This is a genomic window from Cupriavidus sp. 05N40 (genome assembly GCF_056397305.1).
Genome location: NZ_JBFTND010000089.1, coordinates 43,517 through 56,356 on the forward strand (window position 1 = coordinate 43,517; position 12,840 = coordinate 56,356).

The 12,840-nt window shown below is 65.9% G+C and carries 11 protein-coding genes; 10 read left to right on the forward strand and 1 reads right to left on the reverse strand.

Annotated elements, in window-relative coordinates:
- Positions 1-13: 13 nt before the first annotated feature.
- The 8 genes from AC1DO7_RS21230 to AC1DO7_RS21265 all read left to right on the forward strand — a co-directional run bounded on the left by AC1DO7_RS21230 (position 14) and on the right by AC1DO7_RS21265 (position 9,357).
- A complete protein-coding gene (locus AC1DO7_RS21230; protein ID WP_477116533.1) occupies positions 14-1,684 on the forward strand; it encodes an AMP-binding protein in 1,671 nt (556 codons plus the stop codon).
- Complete coding sequence (locus AC1DO7_RS21235; protein WP_441618259.1) at positions 1,681-2,154, forward strand: acyl-CoA thioesterase; 474 nt, start codon at positions 1,681-1,683, stop codon at positions 2,152-2,154. The genes AC1DO7_RS21230 and AC1DO7_RS21235 overlap by 4 nt, the downstream gene beginning before the upstream one ends.
- A 64-nt stretch (positions 2,155-2,218) precedes the next feature.
- The gene (locus AC1DO7_RS21240; RefSeq protein WP_441618261.1) at positions 2,219-2,629 is read left to right on the forward strand and encodes a RidA family protein; all 411 of its coding nucleotides are present in this window, start codon (positions 2,219-2,221) and stop codon (positions 2,627-2,629) included.
- Between the two features lie 338 nt (positions 2,630-2,967).
- Positions 2,968-4,104, forward strand: coding sequence for a glutamine-hydrolyzing carbamoyl-phosphate synthase small subunit (carA, locus tag AC1DO7_RS21245; protein ID WP_441618263.1), 1,137 nt, complete (start codon positions 2,968-2,970; stop codon positions 4,102-4,104).
- A 46-nt stretch (positions 4,105-4,150) separates the two neighbouring features.
- Positions 4,151-4,825: a leucine efflux protein LeuE gene (leuE, locus tag AC1DO7_RS21250; protein ID WP_477116534.1), complete on the forward strand. Its 675-nt coding sequence runs from the start codon at positions 4,151-4,153 to the stop codon at positions 4,823-4,825.
- Between the two features lie 65 nt (positions 4,826-4,890).
- Entirely contained in the window at positions 4,891-8,139 is a 3,249-nt protein-coding gene (gene carB, locus AC1DO7_RS21255; protein WP_441618266.1) for a carbamoyl-phosphate synthase large subunit, read from the forward strand.
- A gap of 219 nt (positions 8,140-8,358) precedes the next feature.
- Entirely contained in the window at positions 8,359-8,835 is a 477-nt protein-coding gene (greA, locus tag AC1DO7_RS21260; RefSeq protein WP_441618268.1) for a transcription elongation factor GreA, read from the forward strand.
- An 18-nt stretch (positions 8,836-8,853) separates the two neighbouring features.
- On the forward strand, positions 8,854-9,357 hold the full coding sequence (locus AC1DO7_RS21265; RefSeq protein ID WP_441618270.1) for a DUF4149 domain-containing protein: 504 nt from the start codon (positions 8,854-8,856) through the stop codon (positions 9,355-9,357).
- Between the two features lie 162 nt (positions 9,358-9,519).
- Here AC1DO7_RS21265 and AC1DO7_RS21270 read toward each other — a convergent pair whose 3' ends face one another.
- A complete protein-coding gene (locus AC1DO7_RS21270) occupies positions 9,520-10,017 on the reverse strand; it encodes a YhbY family RNA-binding protein (RefSeq protein WP_441618272.1) in 498 nt (165 codons plus the stop codon).
- 254 nt (positions 10,018-10,271) lie between these two features.
- Between AC1DO7_RS21270 and AC1DO7_RS21275 the strand changes: the two genes are divergently transcribed.
- Together AC1DO7_RS21275 and ftsH are read left to right on the forward strand one after the other, a co-directional pair.
- Positions 10,272-10,937, forward strand: coding sequence for an RlmE family RNA methyltransferase (locus AC1DO7_RS21275; protein WP_441618274.1), 666 nt, complete (start codon positions 10,272-10,274; stop codon positions 10,935-10,937).
- Between the two features lie 129 nt (positions 10,938-11,066).
- A partial coding sequence (gene ftsH / locus AC1DO7_RS21280) for an ATP-dependent zinc metalloprotease FtsH (protein ID WP_477116535.1) occupies positions 11,067-12,840 on the forward strand: 1,774 nt, incomplete at its 3' end.

Sequence of the window (12,840 nt, forward strand, 5' to 3'; positions counted from 1 at the left end):
AGCGGAGACAATCATGGCGAGCACTGCCCACCTCGATACCTTTGCACGCGACCGGCTGCCGCCCCCGGCGCAGTGGCCGGAACTGCTGTTCAACGAGGACACGCAATACCCCGGGCGCATGAACTGCGCGCTGGAACTGGTCGAGCGCCACGTGCGCGAAGGGCGCGGGGAGCGCGTGGCCATCCGTTACGAACAGGACGGCGCGCAGCGCGCCGTCACCTATGCGGATCTGGCCGCGCTGTCGAACCGCATCGCCCACGTGCTCACCGGCGACATGAAGCTGGTGCCGGGCAACCGCGTGCTGCTGCGCGGGCCCAACAACCTGATGATGGCGGCATGCTGGCTGGCGGTGGTCAAGGCCGGCCTGATCGCCGTGCCGACCATGCCGCTGCTGCGTGCCAAGGAACTCAAGCAGGTGATCGACCGCGCCCAGGTCAGCGCGGCGCTGTGCGACGAACGGCTGCGCGAAGAGCTCGATGCCAACCTGGTCGCCGGAACCGAGCAGCATTGCCCGAGCCTGGCGCAGGTGCTGTATTTCAACGGCAGCGGCGCGGGCTCGGTGGAAGCGGCCATGGCCGGCAAGCCGGATGCGTACGCGGCCTGCGACACCGCGGCCGACGACATCTGCCTGATCGCCTTCACCAGCGGCACCACGGGCCAGCCCAAGGGCACGGTGCACTTTCACCGCGATGTGATCGCCATGTGCGACCTGTTTCCGCGCCACGTGCTCAAGCCCGGCCCCGACGACATTTTCTGCGGCACGCCGCCGCTGGCCTTTACCTTCGGCCTGGGAGGCATGCTGTGCTTCCCGCTGCGGGTGGGGGCGTCCACGGCGCTGGCCGAGCGCCTCGCGCCGGACAGCCTGCTGGCACTGATCCAGGCATGGCGTGCCACCATCGTCTTCACCGCGCCGACCTTCTACCGGCAGATGGCGGCGCTGGCGCCGGGCTACGATATTTCCAGCCTGAAGAAGAGCGTGTCGGCCGGCGRGGCGCTGCCCGACGCCACGCGCCAGAGCTGGAAGGCGGCCACCGGGATCGAGATGACCGACGGCATCGGCGGCACGGAGATGATGCATATCTTCATCTCCAGCGCCGGCGCGGATGTGCGGCCGGGCTCGATCGGCAAGGTGGTCCCGGGCTATATCGCCTGCATCGTCGACGATGCGATGCAGGCGGTGCCGCCCGGCACCGTCGGCAAGCTGGCGGTGCGCGGACCCACCGGCTGCCGCTACCTGGACGACCCGCGCCAGTCTGCCTATGTGAGGGACGGCTGGAACCTGCCGGGCGACACCTTCATGGCCGACGCCGATGGCTATTACTACTACCAGGCGCGCTCCGACGACATGATCGTCTCGGCAGGCTATAACATTGCCGGCCCCGAAGTGGAGAGCGCGCTGATGCGGCACGAGGCGGTGGCCGAGTGCGGCGTGGTGGGCATGGCCGATGCCGAGCGCGGCCAGGTGGTCGCGGCCTATGTGGTGCTGCGCCCCGGCGTGCCTGCCAGCGAGGCGACCAGCGCCGCGCTGCAGGCCTACGTCAAGGCCGAGATCGCGCCTTACAAGTATCCGCGGCGCGTGATCTTCGTGGATGCGCTGCCGCGCACCGAGACCGGCAAGCTGCAGCGCTTCCGCCTGCGCCAGATGGCGGAGCAGCAAGGAGCGGGCGGCGGGAGGCAGCCGTGAGCGAGGTCTTCGCCAGCCTGCGCCGCGTGCGCTTCAAGGACTGCGATGCCGCGGGCATCGTGTTCTTCCCGCGCTACTTCGAGATGCTCAACGACCTGGTCGAGGACTGGTTCCGCGAGGCGCTGGGCTGGCCCTTCGGCGAGATGCACGGCGCCGGGCAGGCGGGGGTGCCCACGGCCGCGCTGTCGTGCCGGTTCGTGGCGCCGAGCCGGCTCGACGAAGTGCTGCGCCGGGAATTGCGCGTGACGCATCTGGGGCGCAGCAGCTTCTCCCTGCTGGTGCGCTTTTGCGGGCCCGATGGCGATACGCGGCTGGAAGTGGCGCAGCGGCTGGTCTGCGTCGATGCCGGCGAACTGGTGCCGCGCGCGCTGCCACCGGCGGTGCGCGCGCAGATGGAGCGCTTTGTGCTGCCCCCGGGCGAGGCCGGCAGCATGCAGGCCGGCATGCCCCACGACGCAGCCGGAAGCTGATGGCTGCGCCCCGCCGGGGCCGCCGTCAGGGAAATCAAAAACACAAGCAACGGGATGACCGATCATGAAGATTCTGCAACCACCAGACTGGGCGCCGCCGCGCGGCTACGCCAATGGCGTGATGACCGAAATGCAGGTGGGCAGCCGCCTGCTCTTCGTCGGCGGCCAGATCGGCTGGAACGGCAAGTGCGAGTTCGAGACCGACGATTTCGCGGAGCAGGTGGGGCAAGCCCTGCGCAACGTGGTGGCGGTGCTGGCCGAGGGCGGGGCGCGCCCCGATCACATCGTGCGCATGACCTGGTATGTGAAGGACAAGGAAGCCTACGTGAGTGCCTATCGCGCCATCGGCGAGCATTATCGCGCCACCATCGGACGTCATTTCCCGGCCATGACGGCGGTGGAAGTGGCCGACCTGGTGGAGTCCCGCGCCAAGGTGGAAATAGAGGTCACGGCGGTAGTGCCTCCAGCCGCGTAAGGCCACCAGCGCGGCTCCCGGGGCGGCGGGGCAAGGCGGGCGAAAGCTCCCGATGCGCCCGCAAGTCCTTGATAACTTGAGAAAATGGGTGCGGCGGGGTATAATCCGAAAGTTTCGCTTTCAGAACCCCATCACCCTAGCGCCTACCGAATTCCACCTTCCGCCGCCCCCATTTCGCCCTGGCTCCGCCGCATGATTCTGTGTGGCGTTTCGAGCGCCTGGCGAACGGTCCGGGTGGCAGGCATCGCGCCCAGCGCCATGCCTGCCACCACGCCGGACAACGGGGCACGAGGCGTTGAGCTGGTCGGTCACGGGGTGAATCCAGCAGGAGCCTACCCGTGTTACCGTCTTTTCCGTCCGCCATTCTCGCGCTTGCAGACGGCACGGTCTTTCGTGGCTATTCCATCGGCGCTTCCGGTCATACCATTGGCGAAGTGGTGTTCAACACCGCCATCACCGGTTACCAGGAAATCCTTACCGACCCGAGCTATTCGCGGCAAATCGTCACGCTGACGTATCCGCATATCGGCAATTACGGCGTCAATACCGAGGATGTCGAAGCAACGAAAGTCCATGCCGCCGGCCTGATCATCAAGGATCTGCCGATTCTGGCCTCCAGCTTCCGCAAGGAGCACACGCTCGCGCACTACCTGAAGCAGGAAAAGGTCGTCGCGATCGCCGGCATCGATACCCGCAAGCTGACCCGCATCCTGCGCGAGAAGGGCGCGCAGAACGGCTGCATCCTGGCCGGCGAGGACAATGTGCAGAAAGCCATCGACCTGGCCCGCTCGTTCCCCGGCCTGGCCGGCATGGACCTGGCCAAGGTGGTGTCGGTCAAGGAGCCGTTCGAGTGGACCCAGTCCGAGTGGAAGCTCGGCGAAGGCTACGGCAAGCAGGACAAGCCGCAGTTCCACGTGGTCGCCTATGACTACGGCGTCAAGTTCAATATCCTGCGCATGCTGGCCCAGCGCGGCTGCAAGGTGACCGTGCTGCCGGCGCAGGCCAGCGCCGCGGACGCCCTCGCGCTCAATCCGGACGGCATCTTCCTGTCCAACGGCCCCGGCGACCCGGAACCGTGCGACTACGCCGTCGCCGCCACGCGCGAGTTCATCGCGCGCGGCATCCCCACCTTCGGCATCTGCCTGGGCCACCAGATCATGGCCCTGGCCGTGGGCGCGAAGACGCTCAAGATGAAGTTCGGCCACCACGGCGCCAACCACCCGGTCAAGGACCTGGACGACGGCCGCGTGGTGATCACTTCGCAGAACCACGGCTTTGCCGTGGACGCCGCCACGCTGCCGGCCAACGTGCGCACCACGCACGTGTCGCTGTTCGACGGTTCGCTGCAGGGCTTCGCGCTGACCGACAAGCCGGCTTTCTGCTTCCAGGGCCACCCGGAAGCCTCGCCCGGTCCGAACGACGTGGCTTACCTGTTCGACCGCTTCACCAAGATGATGGCGGACGCACGCAAGTAAGCGCACCGCGCCCCGAAGAAGAAACGAAGACAGTCAGGACGATCCCATGAACGCCTTCATGCACGCAACGCTCGGCATCACCGATTTCTGGACCTTTGTGCTCGGCACGATCTTCATCGTGCTGCTGCCGGGGCCGAATTCGATGTACGTGCTGTCGATCGCCGCCCAGCGCGGCGTGCGCGAAGGCTACAAGGGCGCCTGTGGCGTATTCCTGGGCGATGCCATCCTGATGGTGCTGTCGGCGGCGGGCGTGGCCTCGCTGCTGAAGGCCAGCCCGGCCTTGTTCTACGCGGTGAAGTATGTCGGCGCGGCCTACCTGGGCTGGATCGRCTTCCAGATGCTGCGCGGCGCGCTGCGCAGCTGGTCGGCGCGCGGTAGCGTGGCAGGGGTGCCCGCAGCCGCGCCGGCCGACCGTGTCGCCAGCCCGTTCCGCAAGGCCTTGGTGGTGAGCCTGCTCAACCCCAAGGCCATCCTGTTCTTCATCTCCTTCTTCATCCAGTTCGTCGATCCGCAGTTCGGCCAGCCGGCGCTGTCGTTCGCCGTGCTGGGGCTGGTTTGCCAGGTGTTCAGCTTCGCCTACCTCACCGCGCTCATCCTTGCGGGCGCCAGGCTGGCCGAGATGTTCCGCCGGCGCCGGCGCTTGTCGGCCGGCATGGCCAGCGGCGTGGGCGCCATGTTCATCGGCTTCGGCGCCAAGCTGGCGACAGCCACCCTGAACTGATTCGAATCCTGATATCCGGTGCGGTGCGCGCGAATGCGCGGGCCGGCCAACAAAGAGAGCGTGCAATGCCAAAGCGCACAGACATTAAGAGCATCCTGATCATCGGCGCCGGCCCCATCATCATCGGGCAGGCGTGCGAGTTCGACTATTCCGGCGCCCAGGCCTGCAAGGCGCTGCGCGAGGAAGGCTTCAAGGTCATCCTGGTCAACTCCAATCCGGCCACGATCATGACCGACCCGAATACGGCCGACGTGACCTACATCGAGCCGATTACCTGGGAAGTGGTCGAGCGCATCATCGAGAAAGAACGCCCGGACGCCATCCTGCCGACCATGGGCGGCCAGACCGCGCTGAACTGCGCGCTGGACCTGCATCGCCACGGCGTGCTGGACAAGTACAAGGTGGAACTGATCGGCGCGTCGCCCGAAGCCATCGACAAGGCCGAGGACCGCCAGAAGTTCAAGGAAGCGATGACCAAGATCGGGCTGGGCTCGGCCAAGTCCGGCATCGCCCACTCGATGGAAGAAGCGCTGGCGGTGCAGTCGCAGATTGCCAAGGAAACCGACACCGGCGGCTACCCGATCGTGATCCGCCCGTCGTTCACGCTGGGCGGCTCCGGCGGCGGCATCGCCTACAACCGCGAAGAGTTCGAGGAAATCTGCAAGCGCGGCCTGGATCTCTCGCCGACCCGCGAGCTGCTGATCGAAGAATCGCTGCTGGGCTGGAAAGAGTATGAGATGGAAGTGGTCCGCGACAAGGCGGACAACTGCATCATCATCTGCTCGATCGAGAACCTGGACCCGATGGGCATCCACACCGGCGACTCGATCACCGTGGCCCCGGCGCAGACCCTGACCGACAAGGAATACCAGATCCTGCGCAACGCCTCGCTGGCCGTGCTGCGCGAGATCGGCGTGGACACCGGCGGCTCCAACGTGCAGTTCTCGATCAACCCGGCCGACGGCCGCATGATCGTGATCGAGATGAACCCGCGCGTGTCGCGTTCGTCGGCGCTGGCCTCCAAGGCCACCGGCTTCCCGATCGCCAAGGTCGCCGCCAAGCTGGCGGTGGGCTACACGCTGGACGAGCTGAAGAACGAGATCACCGGCGGCCAGACCCCGGCGTCGTTCGAGCCGTCGATCGACTACGTGGTCACCAAGGTGCCGCGTTTCGCCTTCGAGAAATTCCCTCAGGCCGACAGCCACCTCACCACGCAGATGAAGTCGGTGGGCGAGGTGATGGCCATGGGCCGCACCTTCCAGGAATCGTTCCAGAAGGCGCTGCGCGGCCTGGAAGTGGGCGTGGACGGCCTGGACGACAAGTCCACCGACCGCGACGAGATCGTCGAGGAAATCGGCGAGGCCGGCCCGGACCGCATCTGGTACGTGGGCGACGCCTTCCGCATCGGCATGTCGCTGGAAGAAGTGCACGCCGAGACCTCCATCGACCCGTGGTTCCTGGCCCAGATCGAAGACATCGTCAGGACCGAGACCCTGGTCAAGGCGCGCAAGCTCGATAGCCTGTCGGCGGTCGAGTTGCGCCACCTGAAGCAGAAGGGCTTCTCCGATCGCCGCCTGGCCAAGCTGCTCGGCGCCAAGCCGGCCGAAGTGCGCGCCGCGCGCCACGCCGCCGGCGTGCGCCCGGTCTACAAGCGCGTGGATACCTGCGCGGCCGAGTTCGCCACCAACACCGCATACATGTACGGCACCTACGAGGCCGAGCATGGCGAGTGCGAGGCGCAGCCGACCAACAACAAGAAGATCATGGTGCTGGGTGGCGGCCCGAACCGGATCGGCCAGGGCATCGAGTTCGACTACTGCTGCGTGCACGCCGCGCTGGCGCTGCGCGAAGACGGGTACGAGACCATCATGGTCAACTGCAACCCGGAAACCGTGTCGACCGACTACGACACCTCGGACCGCCTGTACTTCGAGCCGCTGACGCTGGAAGACGTGCTGGAAGTCGTCGACAAGGAAAAGCCGGTCGGCGTGATCGTGCAGTACGGCGGCCAGACCCCGCTGAAGCTGGCGCTGGACCTGGAAGCCAACGGCGTGCCCATCATCGGCACCAGCCCCGACATGATCGACGCGGCCGAAGACCGCGAGCGCTTCCAGAAGCTGCTGCAGGCACTCGGCCTGCGCCAGCCGCCCAACCGCACCGCGCGTGCCGAGGACGAAGCGCTGCGCCTGGCCGAGGAAATCGGCTACCCGCTGGTGGTGCGCCCGTCCTACGTGCTGGGCGGCCGCGCCATGGAAATCGTGCATGAGCCGCGCGACCTCGAGCGCTACATGCGCGAGGCCGTCAAGGTCTCGCACGACTCCCCGGTGCTGCTGGACCGCTTCCTCAACGACGCCATCGAGTGCGACGTCGACGCCCTGAGCGACGGCCAGCGCGTGTTCATCGGCGGCGTGATGGAACACATCGAGCAGGCCGGCGTGCACTCGGGCGATTCGGCCTGCTCGCTGCCGCCGTACTCGCTGGCCCAGGCCACCGTGGACGAGCTCAAGCGCCAGACCGCCGCGATGGCGAAGGCCCTCAACGTGATCGGCCTGATGAACGTGCAGTTCGCCATCCAGCAGACCAACGGCGAAGACGTGGTCTACGTGCTGGAAGTGAATCCGCGTGCCTCGCGCACGGTGCCGTACGTGTCCAAGGCCACCGGCCTGTCGCTGGCGAAGATCGCCGCGCGCTGCATGGCCGGCCAGTCGCTGGACTCGCAGGGTATCCATGATGAAGTGGTGCCGCCGTACTTCAGCGTCAAGGAAGCGGTGTTCCCGTTCAACAAGTTCCCCGGCGTGGACCCGGTGCTCGGACCCGAGATGCGTTCCACCGGCGAAGTGATGGGCGTGGGCAAGACCTTCGGCGAGGCGCTCTTCAAGAGCCAGCTCGCCGCCGGTTCGCGCCTGCCGGAGAAGGGCACCGTGCTGCTGACCGTGAAGGACAGCGACAAGCCGCACGCCGTGAGCGTGGCGCGCATGCTGCACGACATGGGCTACCCCCTGGTGGCCACGCGCGGCACCGCCTCGGCGATCGAAGCGGCCGGCATTCCGGTGCGCGTGGTCAACAAGGTGAAGGACGGTCGTCCGCACATCGTCGACATGATCAAGAACGGCGAACTGGCGCTGGTGTTCACCACCGTGGACGAAACCCGCACCGCCATCGCCGACTCGCGCTCGATCCGTATCTCGGCCCTGGCCAACCGGGTGCCGTACTACACCACCATGGCCGGCGCGCGCGCCGCGGTGGAGGGTCTCAAGCACATGCAGCGCCTGGAGGTCTATGACCTGCAAGGCCTGCACGCCTCGCTGGCCTGATCGTCGGGCCTTCCGGCCCTTCCGGTTGCCCGGCTGCCTGGCCGCCCGCAGTTGCTGCGGGCGGCCGTCTTGGCCTAAACTACGGCAATCTGGTCGGTCAGACCGACGAACCACTCTGAGAACAACCTGAAAAGCCGCGGTTGAGCGGAAGTGCCCGGGCATATGGCCGGGGCATGGTTCCCGCTCCGCTGCGGCTCATTTTTTTGCAGAACGAAAGACATGAGCACGATTCCGATTACCAAGCGTGGCGCTGAATTGCTGAAAGARGAGCTGCAGCGCCTGAAGGCGGTCGAGCGTCCCGCCGTGATCAACGCCATTTCCGAAGCGCGTGCGCAAGGCGACCTCTCGGAGAACGCGGAATACGACGCCGCCAAGGAAAAGCAGGCCTTTATCGAAGGCCGCATCCTGGAAGTGGAGTCCAAGCTGTCGGCTGCCCAGGTCATCGACCCGACCCAGCTCGACACCGACGGCCGCATCGTGTTCGGCGCCACTGTGGACCTCGAAGACCTGGAGTCCGGCAAGCCGGTGAGCTACCAGATCGTCGGCGACGACGAGGCCGACCTCGACAGTGGCAAGATCTCGGTCAGCTCGCCCATCGCGCGCGCCCTGATCGGCAAGTTCGAAGGCGACGTGGCGATCGTGCTGGCCCCTGGCGGCGAGCGCGAGTACGAAGTCATCACGGTTCGCTATATCTGAACGACTGAACGAGGCTTCGTGTTCTCTTCCTCCTATTCCAGCCTGCCGCCGCTGCCGCACCGGATTTTCCTCCTGCTCACCGTGGTGTGGGCCGGCAGCCTGTGGACCGTGGGCTACATGGTGGCCCCGACGCTGTTTTCGGTGCTGCCCAGCCGCGAAACCGCCGGCCTGATCGCCGGCCAGCTGTTCAGGACCGAGGCCATTCTGGGTGTGGTGGTGGGGGTGCTGCAGCTGGCGCTGTGCAACCTGATGATCCGCCGCGGCGCGGGCCGCTACCGTGGCCTGCGCTGGCTGGTGCTGGGCATGCTGCTATGCGTGCTCGCCGGCTATTTCGGCATCCAGCCTTTCATGGAAAACCTGAAGGACAAGGCATCCGCGCTCGGCGTGGGTGTGTCGGAATCGCCGTACAAAGGCCAGTTCGGCATGCTGCATGGCGTGTCGAGCGTGATCTACCTGGTGCAGAGCCTGCTTGCGCTGGTCATGGTGTGGCGCGCGGCCGCGCCGCGCTCCGCGGGCGAATAAGCCCGGGCATGGCCGGGGCCGGGCCAAGACCTGGCCAGGCTGGAGGAAACGGGRTGCGGGCAGGGGGTGCGGGCGGAATGTTCAGGTCCGCGGCCTGGGTCCGCGGCGGGCAGCAATGCCCCGCCGCTGCCGGACCGGCGCGCGGGCGCGCCGGGCGGGTGCTCAGTCGAGCGCCTTCTTCTTCTGGCTGGTCGGGCGCACGCGAGCGCGCTTGACGTTGCCGCCGGCGGTCACGCGTTCATTGCCCAGCACCGTCACTTGCGAGCGCTTGGGGCGGCGATTGGGTGCGGCGCTAGGCTTCCTGACGGTCACGGTGCGCGGCGCGGCGCCTCCGCGGGGTGCCAGCCGGCCAAGTTCCTGCGGGCGGTTTTCCTTGAGGGTGGCCGGGCCGGGGCGCCATACCACCAGCAGCTTGCCGATGTGCTGGATCGGGGCCGCGTCGAGATCCTCGCAAATGGCTTCGTAGATGGCGAGGCGGTTCTCGCGGTCGTCGCCGAACACGCGGATCTTGATCAGGTCGTGCGAGGCCAGGCTGCGGTCGATTTCCGCCAGGACGGCACGCGTCAGGCCGTCCGCACCGATCATCACGACCGGATTGAGGCCATGGGCGCGGGAGCGGAGTTCGGAGCGCTGGGCTGGAATGAGTTGAAGAGCGGGCATAAGTAAAGCGCAGGCGAGGGCGCAAATTGGCGCAAACGGGCGCGCAGCCAGGTGCGCAAAGCAGGGCACCGAAGTGCCGAAAAAGCGAATCGGCGCGTATTATCCGTCAAACTGGCGCGGTCGGGCTGCAAAATCATCAAAACGAGTGAAAAACGCCTGTCGGGCACCGGGTTGACCGGCCGCTGGCAAGCTTTTCCGATCAGGCGTCATGCGCTACAGGCGCTTTACGCAAGTCTCAGGCAAGTTTCAGGCAAATGGCCAAGAACAAATTCAACCAGTCGTGGCTGCACGACCATATCAACGATCCCTACGTGAAGATGGCGCAGCGCGAGGGCTACCGTGCCCGCGCAGCGTACAAGCTCAAGGAGATCGACGAGCAGGACAAGCTGATCCGGCCCGGCCAGGTCATCGTCGACCTCGGCGCCGCGCCGGGCAGCTGGAGCCAGTACGCGCGCAACAAGCTGGCGGCCTCGCCGCGCGTCAAGGACGGCGGCATCGACGGCGCCGTGGTGGCAATCGATATCCTGCCGATGGAGGCGGTCGCCGACGTCACTTTCATCCAGGGCGACTTCCGCGAAGAGCCGGTCTTCCGACAATTGGAAGAAATCGTGCTGGCAGCCTCCGGCGGGGCGAAAATCGACCTTGTTTTGTCCGATATGGCCCCCAATCTGTCGGGTGTGGCCTTCGCGGATGCCGCGCGCATCGAGTACCTGTGCGAGCTCGCGCTGGAATTTGCCCAGGCCCATTTGAAGCCCGAAGGCTCATTGCTGGTAAAGTGTTTCCATGGCAGCGGGTATAGCCAGATCGTGGAGAAGTTCAAGCGCCAGTTCAAGGTGGTCGCCAAACGCAAGCCCAAGGCGTCGCGCGACAAGTCTTCCGAGACCTTCATACTTGGGCGTTACCTCAAGTCGGCGGAATGAGGCGGGAAGGTGGGGCGGGCCCGTAAAGCGGGCCTATCGCTTCGATGAGTTTGCTTTTTCCCCCGACACCGGGCGCTGCATTACAATGCAGCTATCCCGTTGGCAAGGCGTTCGTAAAGGAGTTTGGCCTTGAATAACAACCTGTTTCAAAAGGCGGCAATCTGGCTCGTGATCGCGCTGGTGTTGTTTACCGTCTTCAAGCAGTTCGACAAGCCCCGCGCGCAGGAAGGCGTCACCTATTCGCAGTTCATGGATGATGCCAAGAACGGCAAGGTGGGCCGCGTCGACGTGCAAGGCCGTAATCTGGTGGTCACGCCCAAGGAAGGGCAGAAGTACACCATCATCTCGCCGGGCGACATCTGGATGGTCGGCGACCTGATGAAGTACGGTGTCCAGGTGACCGGCAAGGCCGACGACGAACCCAACGTGCTGGTGCAGGCCCTGTACTACCTCGGGCCGACCCTGCTGATCATCGTGTTCTGGTTCTACATGATGCGGCAGATGCAGGGCGGCGGCAAAGGCGGCGCCTTCTCCTTCGGCAAATCGCGTGCGCGCCTGATCGACGAAAACCAGAACGCGGTCACTTTCCAGGACGTCGCCGGCTGCGACGAATCCAAGGAAGAAGTGGTCGAGCTGGTGGACTTCCTCAAGGATCCCCAGAAATTCCAGAAGCTGGGCGGGCGCATCCCGCGCGGCGTGCTGCTGGTCGGCCCTCCGGGCACCGGCAAGACGCTGCTGGCGCGCGCCATCGCCGGCGAGGCCAAGGTGCCGTTCTTCAGCATCTCCGGTTCGGACTTCGTTGAAATGTTCGTCGGCGTGGGCGCGGCCCGCGTGCGCGACATGTTCGAGAACGCCAAGAAGCAGGCACCCTGCATCGTGTTCATCGATGAAATCGACGCGGTCGGCCGTCATCGCGGCGCCGGCATGGGCGGCGGCAACGACGAGCGCGAGCAGACTCTCAACCAGATGCTGGTCGAGATGGACGGCTTCGAGGCCAACTCCGGCGTGATCGTGATCGCCGCGACCAACCGTTCCGACGTGCTGGACAAGGCGCTGCTGCGTCCGGGCCGTTTCGACCGCCAGGTCTACGTTGGCCTGCCGGACATCCGCGGCCGCGAGCAGATCCTCAAGGTCCATATGCGCAAGGTGCCGATCGGCAACGACGTCGACGCGTCGGTGATCGCGCGCGGCACGCCGGGCTTCTCGGGCGCCGACCTGGCCAACCTGGTCAACGAGGCCGCGCTGTTTGCCGCACGCCGCAGCAAGCGCGTGGTCGACATGCAGGACTTCGAGGACGCCAAGGACAAGATCTACATGGGTCCGGAGCGCAAGTCCACGGTCATGCGCGAGGAAGAACGTCGCGCGACGGCGTACCACGAGTCTGGCCATGCGGTGGTGGCGAAGCTGCTGCCCAAGGCGGATCCGGTGCACAAGGTCACCATCATGCCGCGCGGCTGGGCGCTGGGCGTGACCTGGCAGCTGCCGGAGCATGACAAGTACTCGAAGTACAAGGACAACATGCTCGACGAGATCGCCATCCTGTTTGGCGGCCGCGCGGCGGAAGAGGTTTTCCTCAACGCCATGAGCACCGGTGCTTCCAACGACTTCGAGCGCGCCACCAAGACCGCGCGCGACATGGTCACCCGCTTCGGCATGAGCGATACGCTGGGCACGATGGTCTACGTGGATACCGAGCAGGACGGCATGTTCGGCAAGATGTCCTCGAAGACCGTGTCGGAAGCCACGCAGCAGAAGGTCGATTCGGAGATCCGCCGCATCGTCGATGACCAGTACGCGCTGGCCAAGCGCCTGCTCGAAGAGAACCGCGACAAGGTCGAAGCCATGACGACCGCGCTGATGGAGTGGGAAACCATCGACGCCGACCAGGTCAACGACATCATGG

What these genes read in the sequence shown, in the direction of transcription:
- AC1DO7_RS21240 (WP_441618261.1), top strand. Translation starts at nt 2,219, where the DNA reads ATGAAGATTCTGCAACCACCAGACTGGGCGCCGCCGCGCGGCTACGCC.
- carB (WP_441618266.1), top strand. Translation starts at nt 4,891, where the DNA reads ATGCCAAAGCGCACAGACATTAAGAGCATCCTGATCATCGGCGCCGGC.
- AC1DO7_RS21270 (WP_441618272.1), bottom strand. Translation starts at nt 10,017, where the DNA reads ATGCCCGCTCTTCAACTCATTCCAGCCCAGCGCTCCGAACTCCGCTCC.
- AC1DO7_RS21275 (WP_441618274.1), top strand. Translation starts at nt 10,272, where the DNA reads ATGGCCAAGAACAAATTCAACCAGTCGTGGCTGCACGACCATATCAAC.